The sequence below is a fragment of the Rudanella paleaurantiibacter genome (assembly GCF_009184635.1).
Taxonomy (GTDB): domain Bacteria; phylum Bacteroidota; class Bacteroidia; order Cytophagales; family Spirosomataceae; genus Rudanella; species Rudanella paleaurantiibacter.
Genome location: NZ_WELI01000003.1, coordinates 403,162 through 420,039, shown reverse-complemented (window position 1 = coordinate 420,039; position 16,878 = coordinate 403,162). Strand labels below are relative to the sequence as shown.

Here is a 16,878-nt window from a genome sequence, read left to right as displayed (position 1 = left end):
ATGTTGCCTTTTGAACAAAATGAGGTTGAGGTTCTCGAAGACGTTGTCGAGACGGATGTATATCATTTGGTTGTTTTCAACGATGATGTAAACACGTTCGATTTTGTCATCGATACGCTCATCGACGTGTGCGAACACACGCCCGAACAGGCCGAGCAGTGCACGCTCATTATTCATTACAAAGGCAAGTGTTCGGTGAAAGATGGCTCTTGGGAGCAACTCGTGCCTATGCGCAACGAGATCTGCCGTCGGGGCCTCAGTGCCGAAGTTCTGCAGTAAACCAATTATACATGGAATTTCCATCCAAACTGGTCGAAGACGCGGTAAATGAGGTGTCGAAACTGCCGGGTATTGGCAAAAAAACGGCGCTTCGACTGGTACTCCACTTACTCAAACGCGACGAAGAACAAACCGAGTCATTGGCCAATGCGCTGGTGGCTGTGCGCTCCCGTACTCAGTACTGCCGCAAATGCCACAACCTCTCCGACAATGAGTTGTGCGGTATTTGTGCCAGCAACCGGCGTGATGCGTCGATTATCTGCGTAGTTGAAGATACCCGCGATGTACTCGCTATTGAGAATACGGCTCAGTTTAAGGGTTTATACCACGTACTTGGCGGTATTATTTCGCCGGTAGAGGGGGTGGGCCCGAGCGACCTCCAGATTGACTCGCTTCTGCAACGGTTGCAGGGCGAAGATGCGGGCGAGGTGCGCGAAATTATTCTGGCCCTGAGCCCCACTATGGAAGGCGATACAACGGCGTTTTATCTCCAGAAGAAACTACGGCCATTTAAGCTCAAAATCTCGACCATCGCCCGGGGTGTACCTATTGGCGGTGACCTTGAATATGCCGACGAAGTGACCCTTGGCCGGAGTATTCTGAGCCGAATTGCGTACGAGTAAACGAATATGAGTTCTGATTTTTTTAAGACTGTCTCTGATTAACAATGGGTTACGAGTAGAACTGGCGCGCGACCCTTCGACAGGCTCAGGGTGACGGTCGAATAGAGCCAAATTAGCCAATTAGACTCAAATTCTGGGTCACCCTGAGCCTGTCGAAGGGCTGTACGCCAGGTTTTTATACCATAAAAATCTCCTGGTTCGCGTTAAAGTAGAATAAGCCAACGAGTTTGTAGGCCCCGGAAAGAGCTTTTCGGGGCTTTTTTGTGCCCATTATGCCCGCTAATGGAAGCAGACTAAGAGGGCCGACTGGTCGGCTACAGGCTCGTTTTTTGGGAATACAGCCGCCGGGGGTGTTTAAAGTAGGGCGGCATTGCTACATTTGCCCACGACAAGGTCTTTGCAGACGACCGAATTATTCATTACCAAAACAACTGCTTCATGAATCGCGCTGAATTTTTAAAGATTGCGTTGGCTGGTTCGGCTGTGTTTGCCACAACCCGTTCGTTTGGCTTCAATAAACCGGCTCAGGCCGAAGGGCCATTCAAACTGGCACCCCTACCTTTCGATTCGGGAGCGCTCGAACCCCATATCGATAAAGCAACCATGGAGATTCACCATGGCAAGCACCACAAGGCGTACGTGGATAACCTCAACAAAGAGATGGTGAAGCCCGAAAACGCGAAAATGGCGAAAATGAGCATCGACGATCTCGTTAAAAGCATCGACGCCAAAACACCGGCCCCCATCCGCAACAACGCTGGTGGTCACTGGAACCACACGTTTTTCTGGAATACCATTGGCCCCAAAGGCGGTGGAGCGCCCAAAGGTGCTTTGGCCGAAGCCATCAACAAGAAGTTTGGTTCGTTTGATGCCTTCAAGGTCGAGTGGGCCAAGGCTGCGGCCGGCCGGTTTGGTTCGGGCTGGGTGTGGCTCATCAAAACGGGTAACGAAGTAGAGATTACCTCAACTCCGAATCAGGATAACCCGCTCATGGCATTGGCTGAGAAAAAAGGTACGCCCCTCATGGGTCTCGACGTATGGGAGCACGCGTATTACCTCAAGTACCAGAACCGCCGACCTGATTACGTGACAGCCGCCTGGAACGTGTACGATTGGGATAAGATTGGCAAGAATTTCGCGTAAGCGCTTCCAACGGCAAGTTGCTTGTTGAAGAGGCCGCCCGATTCGTCAATCGGGCGGCCTTGTTTTTAGTACGTCCGAGTATGAGTGTAATGTACTGTGGCAGAAATGGGGCCGGTGGGTGGTAAACCGGGAGGGCTAAAAAGTAAGCGATGCCGGGTCGGGTGCAACCGGCAGGTACACGTTGAAAACGGTCCCCTTGCCTACTTCACTCGAAACGGTAATGGTACCGCCGTGGTTTTCGGCTACGCGCTTAGTCGTAGCCAGGCCGATACCCGTACCTGCGTACGTAGAGCGCCCATGCAGGCGGGTAAACAGCCCGAAGATTTTCTGAAAATTGTCCTGATCGATGCCGATGCCGTTGTCGGCAACGCTTATCTCGGCGTATTGTAGCTGATAGGCGAGGTTGGGATCGGGCTTATACGGAAGCTCCTCTTTCGGGAGGATACGGGCTGTAATCGTAACACGGGGAGCCACCCCCGGCGCTACAAACTTGAGCGCATTGGTCATCAGGTTCTGAAACAACTGGCGCAGCTGGGTTTCGTCGCCAGCGACCACCGGCATCGGCGACAAAACCTCCACCTTGGCGCCTTTTTCCCCAATCACCAGCTCCAGGTCGCCTTGTACTCCCCGCAGCAAATCGCCTAAGTTGACCGGATAGAAGGTAAGCAGGGGTGTGTTGATGCGGGAGAAACTGAGCAATGACCGAATCAGCTCGTCCATCCGGATAGCCGCCGACTGCATCCGGGCAATCATATCGCGGCCACCTTCATCGAGTGAGGGGGCATACCGGACATTGAGCATATCGCCGAAGGCCCGAATCTTGCGCAAAGGCTCCTGCAAATCGTGCGAGGCCACGTAGGCAAACCGTTCGAGGCTTTCGTTGGACCGGTGCAACGACACGTTGGCCTGCTGCAACGCTTGCTGTTGGGCATACTGCTCCGATACGTTTTTGAAAACCGCCAGAACCATCACCACCTGCCCGCTCGGATTGCGTACCGGCCCGACGTATATCTCACACCGCAAGTTGTTCCAGTGGTCGGTAAAGTAGTGTTGCTCCCCATCGAAAGCCGTGCTGATATACCGCTGCCAGTCGATCCCGTATTTGGTTTCAATGGCGTCGAGAAACCGGCGACCCACCAGATCGTCGGCCATATTGCTGATAAACAAGCCCGGTAACTGACCGTTGGCAAGGGCAATTTTGCGGAAGAAATCAATCGCAACAACCCCCATTTCGGGCACAGTAGAGGAGAGCGCCTGAAACAGGATAGAGTCGCTGAGAAGGCTTTGTTGGGTTTGTTTCCACTCAGTAATGTCGTGAAACGAAACCACCGCGCACCGATTGTCGTCGAGGGGCTCAATGCCTACGTCGAACCAGGCAGCTATACCCGACCGGCTTATCGACGAGAAGACTTCACGGCGGGTGGGCTGCCCGGTGCGAATGGCCCGCTCAATGTCGGACCAAAGGGGGAAATTACCAGCATCAGGAAAAAGGTCGTGCGCAAACCGCCCGGTCATTTCTTCTTTTGAAAGGCCAAATAAGCGTTCGGCCTGCTGGTTAGCTAGTTGGATCAGAAGCCGGGTAGCGGCACCTCCCTGTTTCACAATTTCGTACACAAGCAGACCGTTCGGAACCTTGTCCAGGGCTTTCTGCCAAAGCGAATGGGGGGTTATGTCGGCTCGTGTCGAGTGGTTGTTCATGCGTTGAGGAGCGCGCTGGCGTCGGATACAAAAGTTTGTAAAATTACAACGGGCCGAAAAAAAGCGCTTGCAAACTTATTCAATAGCCCAAATAGGTTACCCAGAGCAAGATACAAAAGGCCATCGTTTGGTATAAAAACCGAAGTTGTTGTAATTTCGTCTAAATAATAGTCTGGAATGGATAATCAACAACTATACGACGAGATCCCCTCGCTTGATCTGGCGGATTTCACCTCTGGAGACCCCGCCCGCAAGGCGGCTTTTGTACAGGCACTCGGTAGCGCATTTAATAATATCGGTTTTGTAGCGGTTAAAAATCACGGACTTACCGATGAATTAACGAAAAATCTCTACGATTCGGTACAGGAGTTTTTCAAGGCCGACGACGCTGTCAAGAAGAAATACGAACACACTGAACTCAACGGACAGCGCGGGTATGTAGGTAAAGGACGTGAGCGGGCCAAAGGGGCTACCGTGGCCGATTTGAAAGAGTTTTACCACATTGGGCAACCCGAACCCGTGGGCGATATGCCCGCCAACGTATTGCCCGAAGAGTATCCGAACTTTGGTAAATATACGATTGAGACCTACCGGACTTTAGAGAATACCGGTCGGCAGTTGTTGCGGGCCATTGCGATCTATCTCGAATTGCCCGAGAATTACTTCGACGATAAAGTATCCAACGGCGACAGTATCCTGCGGGCGTTGCATTACTTCCCCCTCGACCCTGTTACTACCCCCGACGGGGCGGTTCGGGCGGCTGCTCACGGCGATATTAACCTGATTACCTTGTTGATGGGAGCCTCGGCCGACGGCCTTGAGGTGTTGCGTCGGGACGGCAAATGGATTGCCATTACCGCCCTGCCCGACCAGATTATTGTGAACGTGGGCGATATGCTCGACCGGCTTACCAACCACAAGCTGAAGTCGACGATTCACCAGGTGGTGAACCCGCCCCGCGAAAAAATGGCGACTTCACGCTACTCGATTCCGTTCTTCATGCACCCCCGTGGCGACATGGACCTGACCTGTCTGGAGTCGTGCATTGATGCCGAACACCCAAAACTCTACACCGACATGACGGCCGGTGAGTTTCTGAACGAGCGCCTGATCGAATTAGGGCTTAAGAAGTAAAGTATTTTGTTGCTGAACCTGCAAGCCGGGCGGTTGACCTCCGCTGGCTTGCAGGTTTTTTGCCGGATTCCGGTTTTGACCCGACTCCTCTTTCCGCCTGCTTCCATCCCACACGGATGCGCCACGAATGATCAACTACCTCCCTCATCTGAAGCCGGTGCGCAAGATTCGGTATATCATCTTTTTGAAAGATGTGTTGATTCTGGCGTTGACCACCTTCGGGGGGCCGCAGGTGCATCTGGCCATGATGCTGGATTGGTTTGTAGAAAAACGGGGCTACCTGACCGAAGAGGAGCTGATGGAGCTGAACGCACTCTGTCAGATTTTACCGGGCCCTACCTCAACCCAAACGGTTACGGCGCTGGGCTTCAAAATTGGTGGGCCTAACCTCGCCTACCTGACCCTCCTGATCTGGTGCCTGCCCGCGGTGGCCATCATGACCGCCTTTGGTATGATGGTAGGCTATTTGCAGGAAGAACATCAGTCGTTGCGGTTTGCCCGGTTTATTCAGCCTATGGCAGTGGGATTTCTGATTGTAGCCGGGTATCGGATTGCCCGCAAGGTTATCAAAACCCAGAGTGGGCTGGTGCTGGGTATTCTGGCCGCGCTAACGGCCTACGCTTTTCGGTCGCCTTATGTGACCCCGGTTGTAATTCTGGCTGGTGGCCTCACCACTGCCCTGACGTACGAAAAACAGACGGTAATGGAGAAAAAGCCTATTCGGATTGAGTGGGCCAATTTTTTTCTGTGGCTTGGCGTGCTGGTTGGGGCGGCTGTGTTGGGGGCTGTAACGCAGTTGTTGCCGGTTCGGTTGTTCGAAAACTTTTATCGCAACGGCAGTCTGGTGTTTGGCGGAGGGCAGGTACTTACGCCCATGCTTTACAATGAGTTTGTGGCCTTTAAGCATTACCTCACCCGCGAGGAGTTTTTGTCGGGACTGGGCATGGCGCAGGCCATTCCGGGACCGGTGTTTGCGTTTGCCTCGTACGTAGGGGCGCTTTCGATGCGGTCGGACGGGGCGTACGGGCAACTGATTGGCAGCGCCGTGTCGACGGCGGGTATTTTTCTGCCCGGTACGTTTCTCATTTTCTTCGTGTACCGGTTCTGGAATCAGTTGAAACGGTACCGGGCGGTGCGGGCCTCGCTCGATGGCATCAATGCCGCAAGTACCGGGCTCACAGCGGCAGCTGCTTTGGCTCTTTTTGAGCCGATGGCTTCCAATTGGCCGATGGTGGCCACTGTACTGGGTACTATTCTGGTACTCGAACTCACCAAACTGCCGCCTTTTCTGCTCATTATGGGCGGTTTGGTGATAGGCGTTTTGTTGTAAAATCTCCTCTCTCTTGTTCTTCTTGCGCGGTTGGTTTCCTTCCTCGGCGGAGCTACTCTTCGCGTCTATCCAACTCCCCGGCAATCAAATTCCGCAAGGCCTCGTGGGGGCGCGGAGCGGCCGTGGGCAGGGTAGGGCGCGGGGCTTTGGCGTTGGCCTGATTGCTCAAATAGTTTGTTTTTACCTGCTGTTGCTCGCCCTCACTCAAGGTTCGGCGGGCTACGGCACCCTTCTGGAAACCATCGGTGAAATTGGCAATTCGGCTGTCGGTCTGCGCCAGTCGGCACTCGGCCAGCATATCGTCAATCTCTACGTGCAGAGCCTGCTGCCGGGCCGTAAGCTCGGCCGGGTCGGGGGTGAGGGCCAGTTCGTGTTCCAGTACTGCCTTGCGCGTGAGGTGCCCCGCCAATGTCGATTCGGCGGGTTCGAGTTCCTGTTGTACCCGGCGCAACCGCTTCCGAATTCGGCGCAGCCGCCAGTCGGCCTGTAGCCAGCGAAACCAAAAGTCTGACAGTACGGGTAGCCCGATTCCCAGACAGACGGCTCCGGCCAACGCAAACAAGAGTCCGCTCAGGACAAACGAAAGCAAAGCCCACGGGCTGTTTACCAGCGTCAAATTCAGCTCGCTCGACTGCTGAAGTTGTTTCTCAATCCGGGCGAGCAAGGCTGGGTCGGCCGCAACGGTGCCATCGCCATCGGCCGAAAGGCTGCTTTGCTGCATTTGCCGGATCGATTTGTTAATGGCTGATTTGAGCTGATCGGTGCGGTAGGCTTCGTAACGGAACCACCCCAGAACGGCCAGCGTCAGCATAGCGAACACGGCCAACCCGATCTTGAACCGGCCGTATCGGCGTCCGTGCGCGACCGGGTCGCGCTGATAGGGTTGCTCCACCAGCCGGTCGTAAGCTGGTTTAAGCAGGATGGATACCATAGCCAACCCCACAGCAAAGGCCCAGGCCTCGGTGGTGTTACGAATATTGAGGGCGTAGGCCACAATCTCGTGCGAGATAATCAGGTCGCCGGCCAGAAACGAAACCCCGGCAACCAGAAACAGCAAACCCGCCAGCAACGAGTATTCGGGCGTATGTTTGGCCCGGCGTTGTTGCAGCTCCGTTCGTTCGGTCAGTAGTGCATCCTGTTCGGCTTGGAACCCCTCTACCCGCTTAGCGGCTACGCTGACCTGTAGCAGGTGTTCCTGCAACTGGGCAAAGGCCGTTTTGCGGGCAACGGTTGCTTCGCCCAACTGACCCTGAATCTGCTCAATGGTAGCGCGCTTCTCGGCGATGCGTTCGTTGAGCCAATCCAGATTGACCTGACTTGACAAATAGCCCTCGTACGCGTCGGGCGTGACGCCCTCAACGCCACTGCTGTAGCCATGCTGAAAGTCGGGTTGGTTCGTTGGTTCCATGCGTAGGGTTTCTTTCTATTAGTTTATGGTTTTTAGCGGCCGGCGTTCCGGTTTCTGGTTTTTAGTGGTCGGCGTTCGGGTTTTTGTTCAATAGTTTGGCTGTTTGTCAAATTATGTGGAAGTCGTGTAGCTCTGGCCGGAGGGCCGCAAAGGTCAGAGCTACACAGGATGCCGAGTCTCTACAAAAAATGTCAGACAACCAATAGATTTTATCGTTCCGACCAGTCAGCTTCCAACTAAAAACCCTAAACCAAAAAACCTTTTTACGATTCGCCCAGAATAGCTCGGCGTTGTGCGTCGCTCAGCCGATCTTTCACCGACCGGGCCAGGTTAAATTCGCTCTCGAACAGCCGCACCAGCATATCGCGCCGGGCATTGAGCCGGTCGCGCTCGGCTTCTGTGCGGGTCAGGTCGGGTAAAATTTGCCATTTCTGCGCCCGCAACTGATCCATTTCGTGCCGCAACGCTTTGGTTTCGGTTTCGTAGCGGGCGGTGAAGGCGCGTTGATCCTGGAGAAGTTGCCGGTTGGCAGAGTACGCCCTGAGGTCATCGCGTAGCACGGTCAGCAAACCCAGCAGGAGCTTTCCACCAAACAGAAATAGCCCCAGCACAAACAGGCCAAGGGCTGCGGCCATCGGGGCCGACTGACTCTGTAGCGCCATCATCCACACAAAACCGGCTGATACCACCGGCAGGGCAATCTCTTCGAGCACTCGCCGAACCGACAGGCGGCTATCGGGGTCGTGAAACAGCGATGTCCGGCTGAACAGGCCAAACATACCGGCCAGAAAAACACCCCCCGCTATAAACGTGGTGTGGGTTGGGTAAGCGGGTTGCAGAGCCGTTTCGATCAAAAAGTAGTTGCCTACGCACATGGCGCAGGCCAGCAATAAACCCACTACCGTACGCGGCAACTGATGGTTGGCCGGTGGTTGATTAAGTAGTGTGGTGTGTCGGTGTTCCAGTTCGGCCAGGCTGTTTTCGCGCTGACCGATAAACAGGTTTAGCTCCCCGATTTTTTCGTTGTACTGCTCAATTTGCCGTTCGAGACCGGCCGTCTGATGGGCAAAGAACGTTCGGATGACGGCCGTTTTTTCTTCGGGCCGGGCCTCCGACAACCCAAAAATAACCCCTTCGTCGCGCAGAAGCCGTTCGTCGGTTAGCCAGTCGGGGGCCGCCTGCGGCACAACCGGAAGCGCAGCCACCGGGGGCAACGGGGTAGGCGGGGCTACCATCGGAACCGATGCCTGACCTGCCTCCGGGGCGGGTGGTGCTTCGGGTACGGGGGTGGACCGACCAAACCGGAAAAGGCGTTCAAAAAATGTCATGGCGCAAAAAAAGCGAATTGGGCGTAAAGGGCAAGAAACGGGCCTGTCTAAGAATCTGTTTGAGTTAATCCCTTTGGCCCGTAAGGGCAGCTTTTGTTCGCTCCCTACGGTCTCAAATCGCTAACTCAAATAGTTGCTAAGCCGGTTGAATGGGCAGATAAACCGTAAACGTGGCCCCCTCGCCCAACCGACTTTGGGCGGTGATGGTTCCGCCGTGGTTTTCGGCCACGCGCCGACAAATAGCCAGCCCGATTCCCGAACCCGCAAACTGAGCCGGACTATGCAGTCGCTGAAACACCTGAAAGACCCGGTCGGTGTACTGTTCGTCGAACCCGATACCGTTGTCCTGAATATGGATAACCGCCATGGGGCCTTTGGTCGGGTTGTGCACCTTGGCCTGCACATTCGGGGCCAGCTCGTGCCAGGGTTTAGTTTCGCCAAATACCCGCACTACAGGTTTAACGCCCGAACGCCCAAATTTGATGGCATTGGAGAGCAAATTTTGAAATAATTGCTCTAACTGAACCGGGTCGCCGGGAATGTCGGGCAGCGGTTCGAGCTGAATCTGAGCCCCGCTTTCTTCAATTGGTACGTACAGATTATCAACCGCTTCGGTCGCCAGTTGATTGAGCGAGGCTGTACTGCGCTTTTCGGGATGCACACTGATGCGGGAGTACGTGAGCAGATCCCGGATCAGCAGCGACATCCGACGGGCGGCCGTTTGCATACGCGTAATCATGTCATTGGCCTCGGGAGTGAGCGTACGGCCGTAGGTTTCGCTCAGCATATCGCCGAAGGCAATGATTTTGCGTAGGGGTTCCTGCAAATCGTGCGAGGCCACGTAGGCAAACTGTTGTAGGTTCTCGTTTGATCGCATCAGGTCGAGGTTGGCGCGCTGTAAGAAATGATTCTGGCGTTCCAGTTCCAGCTCAGCCAGTTTACGTTTGGTTATGTCCGACACGGCAATCAAAACGCCGTCGCCCTGTTTCACAATGCGGGTGTCGAACCAGCCATCGGCAGGCCCCTGATTCCCATTCAACTCTTTCTGAAATGGTTCGCCGGTAGCAATGACCTGCTTAAACACGTCGATCAGTTCGGGCGAGTCGGGGCAGTCTTCGGCCCGAATCCGGTTGTCCGATTCGCTTTCGGTAGGGAGTTGGGCAATCTGGGAAATAGCTTCGTTGGACATGACCCAGTGAAAGTCGATAATGGCCTGCTGTTCATTCCGAACGGCCTCAATCAGCCCGATGCCCACCTGTACATTATCGATCACCTTTCGCAGCAGCTCGCTTTGCTTTTGCGTGGCAAACTCGGCCTCCCGGATCGGGGTAATGTCACTGAACGACGAAATAACCCGGTCGTTGCCCAGGTAGGAGAGTTGCGTATCGACCCATTTTCGGGCGCCCTCAATCAAAATGCTGTACTCAAACCGTTGGATTTGTTTAGTCTCCACCACCGATTCGTAGCGAGGAAACAGCGTTTCGTACTGTTGCTGGGGAAAAATGACCGAAGCCAGTTGCCCAATCGTTGCCGACCGTTGTCGGCGGCTGGTGAGCAAAGCCACCGCGTTGGCCTCAACAATCTTGAAATCCACGATTTGACCCGCCCCGTTGCGAATAGCCTCCGATACAAACACACCCGCCGGAATCGCGTCGAGAATTCCCTCCAGTGTTTCGGTTTGCTGTTTGAGCGCCAGTTCGGTCTGTTTGCGTTTGGTGGCTTCGTTGACGGTCACAATGATGCTATTGTCGAACTGGGACACAAAAAACTCGTACCAGTTGGTGCCAATATGTCGCTCGAAGCGGGCGGGTTCACCGGTTTGGGCTACCCGGGTGTAGTGCCGGAAAATGGCTGTCTCGCGGAAGTTCTGAAAAATGGCCGACAGGGGCTTCTGGTAGGCGTCTTCTTCCGAAACGTTCATCCAGTTGAAGGCTAGCTGGTTGGCTCTGATCAGCTGAAAGTCGATAATTTCGCCCGTATCGTTAAATATAGTTCGGTGTAGGGCAATGGCACTCGGAGCTGTCTTAATCATCCGGTCCAGCATCTCGTTCTGCTGTTTCTCGAGCAGGTCGCGTTGTTTCGACAGGGTAATGTCGATGTAGTTGGCAACCACGCCCCCATCAATTGGCGTAATCCGGACGGTGTACGAATGCAGAGCATTGTCGAGGCTGCGCCGGGAGTCGGTGTCGTACTGAACCGCGCGGCCACTCTCTACCGCCAGGGCGCATTGCCGGAATAAGTACAGGCTGGGGTCGTGTTTCAACAGTTCCAGCAGCGATTGATTCAGCAGCTCTTCGGTGGGTCGGTTGAAGTCGATGCGCGCCTGTTCGTTCAGGGCGATTAACGTAAAGTCACTGATTTGGCCCGATTCGTTGTATACAGTTTTGTACACAATGGTGCCATTCAACGATGCATTGAGCAGCGTATCTACTTGATTTATGCTTGCGCTGAATGAACTTGACATGTTACGGATTGAAGTTGAACAGGTTGGGATACGGTTGAGCAAACATACTGGTTTGTTCCTATTAATCCGCAGTGGCCGTCCGTGGACCAACCCTTTTTCTGTATCTTTGGTGGACTGATTCTAATTCGTATGCCCGACGTTCATTCTCAGAACCGGCTCTTCAATCGCCGGGGTTTTTTGCGTCAGAGTACACTGGCAACGCTTGGTTCGCTGCTGGGTGCCCAAATTGTGTTTGCCGATCGGTTGCCCCGGCACTACCTGCCGTTGGTGTTTAGCCCGAACGATGGCCCGATTAACCCCATGACCGCCAAGCATAAAGATCTGGTGGTGCTCAACGATAAGCCGTGGAATGTAGAAACGCCGGCCCATCTGCTCGACGACCGGATTACGCCCGCCGAGCGGATGTTTGTTCGTAACAACGGCCTCATTCCCGAAAAAATAGACCCGGCTACCTGGAAGTTGACCATCAACGGGGAGTCGGTCAGAGCGCCCAAAACCTATACGCTGGCCGAACTGAAGAAGAAGTTCCGGCACCATACCTATCAGCTCGTGCTGGAGTGCGCCGGCAACGGACGTTCGGGGTATTACCCCAAAACGGCTGGCAATCAATGGACCGACGGGGCCGTGAGCTGCGCCGAGTGGACGGGGGTACGGCTGAAAGATATTCTGGCCGACGTGGGCCTCAAATCCGACGCAGTATACATTGGTTACTACGGCAGCGATTTGCACCTGAGTCAGGACCCCAAAAAAGAAGTGATCTCGCGGGGTGCTCCCATGCACAAAGCCCTCGAAGACGAAACGCTCGTGGCCTGGGCCATGAACGGACAAGATATTCCGGTAGTACACGGGGCTCCGTTACGGCTGGTTGTCGGGGGCTGGCCGGCGTCGGTATCTGGCAAATGGCTGCACACCATCAGCGTGCGCAACAAAGTACACGACGGGGCTAAAATGACCGGTAAAAGCTACCGCGTTCCCATCGACCCGGTGGAGCCGGGTGTTGACCCGCCCGAAGATCGGTTCCGGATTATTGAGTCGATGCCCGTAAAGTCGCTCATCACGTTCCCGCGTACGGGTACCCTGCTGAAGCCGGGTGAAGCCATTGCCCTGCGTGGTCATGCGTGGGCTGGCGACCGGGCCGTGCGCTCAGTCGAGGTGTCGATGGATTTTGGGGCTACCTGGCAAGCGGCCAAGCTCGAAGCGCCCCGCAACCGGCTGGCCTGGCAACATTGGACGGCCGAGGTAAAGCCGCCCCGTCCGGGTTATTACGAACTCTGGGCGCGGGCAACCGACGATGCCGGGGTGTCGCAGCCTATGGTAATGCCACAATGGAACCCCGAAGGTTACTGCAATAATGCCTGCCACCGGATTGCCGTGAAGGTGGGCTAAACGAGAAACACGTATGAATAAGGGACTTCTCGTCGGCACATTGTTCGGTCTGTCTGTGGGTCTGGTAGCGTTTACGCTGCCTACTCGTTCGCTGCCAGCCCAACCGATTACAGTTGCCGATAGCCTGCAACTGGACAAGGAAACCGGTCTGGTGATTGATGATCGGCTGACGCTCGTAAAAGGACAGTGTACGGCCTGCCATTCGAGTAAGCTGATTGTACAAAGCCAACTTACCCGTGATGGCTGGCGGCAGAAAATCCGCTGGATGCAGCGTACGCAAAAACTTTGGGACCTGGGCGAGTCGGAGCCGGTTATTCTGGATTATCTGACCCGATACTACGGCCCGAAAGAGCGCCCGTTCGATGGTCGCCGGTTGCCCCTGCCAAAGCAGCAGTGGGGACTTTAGTGTGTAGTTTACAGTTTTGAGTTTTCAGTTGTGCTGTCGCTGCCTGTTTGCGCCAGTCTACGCATGTTATTGTCGTTGATTCATGTCGACCAAAGTACTTTACCAAACGCTTTACCAGACCGAACACCTGTTTCGGGTTCCGACCGAGACAGTCGCCGATTGGGGAGGGGTGGTGCCTGCCATTAGCGAACCTGCTGTGGTGCCACCCGTACCGGCTATCCCGCCCGTGCAGGACCCGCAACTCGTGGTGCTGGAGAAGCAAGCTGTGGCTCCGACAATCGTTGCGACACCGATAATTGACGATCAGCGTATTGCCCATGAAGAAAGCCCGGTTGAGCTGATTACAACAGCCACTGTGGTTGACGTGGAACCTGCCCCAACGGTGCCGATTGTTATGCCGGACGACGTTCAGGTGCCGGTGACTCCTCCGCTCACTACGTCGGTGACGGCGGCCGAACCTGTGCAGGATACCCGCCCACCCGCCTGGCCTGCCGAGGGTCGGAAACCGGAGTTGCTCAAGCATAAAGTACTTATTCTGGCCGACGAAGATTTGGCCCCCAGCGACTTGCTGTTTCTGGAAAAGATTCTGAAAGCAGTTAATCTGGATGTGAACGGTGTCGATTTGTTGAACGTGTATGGTGTAGCCGACGTGAACTTTGCCGAGGTGCTGCGGCACAAGTACATTCATCATTTTATCACGTTTGGCGTACCCTTCAAGCGCATCAATCTGGATATTATGATGGATCGCTACCAGCCGATCCGCTTCGACGGCATCACGTTCCTCATGGCCGACTCACTGCCGGTTATCGAAGCTGACCAGAACCTAAAGCGGCAGCTCTGGAATTCGCTCAAACGGGTGTTTGAGATTGGAAATATGTAAGGGGCAGTGTGCCCGAAATAAATACGCCCGGAAAGCGCAAAGCACCTTCCGGGCGTTTCAACAACTCATAAACTATACGGATACCGCCGAGGTGATGGCGTAAATGTGTAGCTGCGTGATGTAGGCAAATGATTTCCGCCCGGCGTTGTCGGTAGGGCCGCCATAATCCACATCTTTTTGCAGGTCATGGATCGTGTTGTACATCGACAAGGCAATGTCGCTGGACCGAATCGGGGCAATAACCAGGTTGTCTTTGGAGTTGCCATTAAACTGGATCGAAGCCTGTGCCACCTGCAGATACCCATTCACATCGAAGCCCGTAATCAGGATAATGTGGTCGTCGCCCGTGTTACGCTCGTAGTCGATTTTGACCGATACAAACATACCCGTAGGCTTACCGTTATCCGACTTCATAAGCGAGGTTTCCATGTACCAGGTTCGGTAGCCCAACGTCTCGCCCGAATCTTTGTCGTCGTACGTGTACTCAACTACCTGATTATAAACGCTGTCGCTGTCGCTATGGCTCCATTTTATCCAGCCATTCTGGCCATTGTGTTCGTCTTTAACATCCATGCCCGTATAGCTATCGAGCGACTGAGCGAATTTGAGATAATCAAAGGTCATGATTTGTGTTCGTTTTAGGTTAAGAGGTTAGTTGACAGATACGCAGCTGTTGAGCCGGTTGACGGTATGGCAAACGACCGCCGTAAAATAGAACCGACCACCGTTGTCGCTCATTCGGACAATCAGCGTCGAGAGGGTGTTAAACAGTTTGCAGAAACCATCGAACACAGCCACCGCCGATTGGGCGGCCGCTTCGGAAATGCCGGCCGTTTCGAGGGCTCCTACGGCCCCCAGTATCTCCGCCGAAGCATCAACGGCTTCAATGACTACTTTGGGAATCTGATAGCCATCATTGCCTGCTTCCCAGGTTCCTTCAATGCTGACCATGCTGGCGTTGCTGGTATCGAACGTAATCTGAAGTTCCACATGATCGTCGGTTGCGCCCCCGCGTATGTGATCCATTTTAACCACAAGAACTGGCTTCCCACTTTGCCAGGTAGGATTGTAAATTCGGTAGTCGGAATCTTCGACGGTGTACTTAATTGCTTCGCCGTCTTTATCGCTCGTGGCGTCTGGGAATAGCGATTGAAACTGACCGATGTTTAAACTAAGAGACATTTGATTGGTAGTTAAAGGGGAAAAGTCGTGCCTACTCGTTGGCTTTTCGGCGTCCGCCACCTGCGTTGGGGCCTTCGGTGTCATACCCTTTATGTGCGTGCGTCAGTCGGGTAAGATCTACGTATTGGATTGGGGGAGCCCGTTGAGGTCTTGAAAAAAAAGGAATGGCTGAGGTGTTCATGGATCGTGCTGTTTGTCGGAAATGACCCCGGCAAGTAGCACCGATCAGAAAGGGCGCGCTAACACACTCGTTACATTTTTTAACACTTATGTTTCATTTGTTAGTATGAAAGGTGTTTTAACTGACTACAAGTCGGTTTATGGTTAATTAGTGTATATAAATACTTGATAGTTAGTATTTTAGAATTGTTCCTCTATGATGTAAGTAGTATGTATCAGACAGTTGGGAAGAAAGCGAAGAACGTGGTGCGTTAAAATTGTTTATTTCCGGTTACAGACGAGTTAGTTATCTAGGCCTTTGCTTATTTTGGCGGTTTAACTATTCGTATGCCTCTTCATTCTATTGCGCTAACGTTGGTTCCGGGCGTTGGTGATGTACTGATTCGTCAGTTGGTTAGCTATTGTGGCAGCCCCGAAGCGGTTTTTGCGTCGCCGGTGGCCAAGCTTCTCCGAATTCCGGGTATCGGCGAGGTGACAGCCCGTGCTATTCGGCAACCGCAGGTTCTTCTGGAGGCCGAAGGGGTGATGCGTCAGCTTGAAAAGATAAAAGCCCGCACCTTATTTTACACGGATGCCGATTACCCGGCCCGGCTTCGGGGCCTGTACGATGCGCCCGCCCTGCTTTATTACAGTGGAGCCGGCGACCTCAATGCTCCCCGTACTATTGGCTTGGTAGGTACCCGGCAGGCTACCGATTACGGACGACGCATTACCGACGAAATTGTGCAGGCGATGCAGCCCTACGGCGCAACGGTGGTGAGTGGCCTTGCTTACGGGATCGATATTGCTGCCCACCGGGCGAGCCTTGCGCATGGCTTGCCCACTATTGCGGTAATGGCGAGCGGAGTCGATGTGATTTATCCGTCGCAGCACCAAAAAACGGCGCAGGAGATGCAGCTAACGGGTGGCTTACTCACCGAAAGCCCTCCCGGTGTGAAGCCCGATGCCCGGTTGTTCCCAGCCCGCAACCGGATTATTGCGGGCCTGAGCGATGTGGTGGTCGTGGTGGAAGCGGCTGCCAAAGGGGGCGCTCTGATTACGGCGGAGTATGCCAACAATTACCACCGTGAGGTATTGGCGGTGCCGGGTCAGCTCAATCAGGCTTTTTCGCTTGGTTGCAACAAGTTGATTCGCGAAAATCGCGCCCAGATTTACACCAGCCCGCAGGACATTATTGATGCCGTTCGGTGGTCGGCTGAGGCTACCCGGGCGGGCATAACAACAGGGACACGGGCTACTTCAGCACCATTACCCATTGATGTTACGGAAGAAGAGAGTCAGATTCTGGCTCTATTGCGTCAGCATCCCGACAGCCATATTGATGATTTGAGCTGGCGGAGTTCTATCCCGATGGGGCAGTTGGCCGCCCTGTTGCTTAATCTTGAATTTCAAGGCTTCGTGCGGTCGTTACCGGGCAAAAAGTATCAGTTGGTGTAA

15 protein-coding genes are annotated in these 16,878 nt (G+C 54.2%); 9 read left to right on the top strand and 6 right to left on the bottom strand.

Translation table 11 applies throughout. The features are described 5' to 3' along the window. From F5984_RS10380 to F5984_RS10370, 3 genes are all read left to right on the top strand, one after another. On the top strand, positions 1-279 hold the full coding sequence (locus F5984_RS10380; protein ID WP_019990379.1) for an ATP-dependent Clp protease adaptor ClpS: 279 nt from the start codon (positions 1-3) through the stop codon (positions 277-279). Positions 280-290: 11 nt separating this feature from the next. After that, positions 291-902, top strand: a complete 612-nt coding sequence (recR, locus tag F5984_RS10375; protein WP_152124183.1) for a recombination mediator RecR — start codon at positions 291-293, stop codon at positions 900-902. 438 nt (positions 903-1,340) lie between these two features. Next, positions 1,341-2,045, top strand: coding sequence for a superoxide dismutase (locus F5984_RS10370; protein ID WP_152124182.1), 705 nt, complete (start codon positions 1,341-1,343; stop codon positions 2,043-2,045). A gap of 135 nt (positions 2,046-2,180) precedes the next feature. On the opposite strand, the gene F5984_RS10365 is transcribed toward F5984_RS10370, so the two are convergent. Further along, complete coding sequence (locus F5984_RS10365) at positions 2,181-3,743, bottom strand: ATP-binding protein (protein ID WP_246168905.1); 1,563 nt, start codon at positions 3,741-3,743, stop codon at positions 2,181-2,183. A 177-nt stretch (positions 3,744-3,920) separates the two neighbouring features. Here F5984_RS10365 and F5984_RS10360 point away from each other — a divergent pair, with 177 nt between their 5' ends. Beyond that, positions 3,921-4,877, top strand: a complete 957-nt coding sequence (locus F5984_RS10360) for an isopenicillin N synthase family dioxygenase (RefSeq protein ID WP_152124181.1) — start codon at positions 3,921-3,923, stop codon at positions 4,875-4,877. Between the two features lie 127 nt (positions 4,878-5,004). After that, entirely contained in the window at positions 5,005-6,207 is a 1,203-nt protein-coding gene (chrA, locus tag F5984_RS10355; protein ID WP_152124180.1) for a chromate efflux transporter, read from the top strand. Between the two features lie 52 nt (positions 6,208-6,259). Here the strand turns inward: chrA and F5984_RS10350 are convergent, their stop codons facing one another. The 3 genes from F5984_RS10350 to F5984_RS10340 all read right to left on the bottom strand — a co-directional run bounded on the left by F5984_RS10350 (position 6,260) and on the right by F5984_RS10340 (position 11,407). Then, the gene (locus F5984_RS10350) at positions 6,260-7,615 is read right to left on the bottom strand and encodes a hypothetical protein (protein WP_152124179.1); all 1,356 of its coding nucleotides are present in this window, start codon (positions 7,613-7,615) and stop codon (positions 6,260-6,262) included. Positions 7,616-7,878: 263 nt separating this feature from the next. Beyond that, complete coding sequence (locus tag F5984_RS10345; RefSeq protein ID WP_246168903.1) at positions 7,879-8,943, bottom strand: hypothetical protein; 1,065 nt, start codon at positions 8,941-8,943, stop codon at positions 7,879-7,881. 136 nt (positions 8,944-9,079) lie between these two features. Beyond that, the gene (locus tag F5984_RS10340) at positions 9,080-11,407 is read right to left on the bottom strand and encodes a PAS domain-containing sensor histidine kinase (protein ID WP_152124178.1); all 2,328 of its coding nucleotides are present in this window, start codon (positions 11,405-11,407) and stop codon (positions 9,080-9,082) included. Positions 11,408-11,536: 129 nt separating this feature from the next. Between F5984_RS10340 and F5984_RS10335 the strand changes: the two genes are divergently transcribed. The 3 genes from F5984_RS10335 (at position 11,537) to F5984_RS10325 (ending at position 14,079) form a co-directional block, all read left to right on the top strand. Beyond that, positions 11,537-12,793 carry a sulfite oxidase gene (locus F5984_RS10335; protein ID WP_152124177.1) on the top strand — a complete coding sequence of 419 codons (1,257 nt, stop codon included), beginning with the start codon at positions 11,537-11,539 and terminating at the stop codon, positions 12,791-12,793. A gap of 13 nt (positions 12,794-12,806) precedes the next feature. Next, positions 12,807-13,199, top strand: a complete 393-nt coding sequence (locus F5984_RS10330; protein WP_152124176.1) for a hypothetical protein — start codon at positions 12,807-12,809, stop codon at positions 13,197-13,199. Positions 13,200-13,281: 82 nt separating this feature from the next. Continuing rightward, positions 13,282-14,079 (top strand): hypothetical protein, encoded by a 798-nt coding sequence (locus tag F5984_RS10325; RefSeq protein WP_152124175.1) that lies wholly within the window; start codon positions 13,282-13,284, stop codon positions 14,077-14,079. A gap of 72 nt (positions 14,080-14,151) precedes the next feature. Here F5984_RS10325 and F5984_RS10320 read toward each other — a convergent pair whose 3' ends face one another. Further along, the gene (locus tag F5984_RS10320) at positions 14,152-14,703 is read right to left on the bottom strand and encodes a hypothetical protein (RefSeq protein WP_152124174.1); all 552 of its coding nucleotides are present in this window, start codon (positions 14,701-14,703) and stop codon (positions 14,152-14,154) included. Between the two features lie 27 nt (positions 14,704-14,730). Continuing rightward, positions 14,731-15,261, bottom strand: coding sequence for a hypothetical protein (locus tag F5984_RS10315; protein ID WP_152124173.1), 531 nt, complete (start codon positions 15,259-15,261; stop codon positions 14,731-14,733). Positions 15,262-15,768: 507 nt separating this feature from the next. On the opposite strand from F5984_RS10315, the gene dprA reads away from it, so the two are divergent. Then, entirely contained in the window at positions 15,769-16,878 is a 1,110-nt protein-coding gene (gene dprA, locus F5984_RS10310) for a DNA-processing protein DprA (protein ID WP_152124172.1), read from the top strand.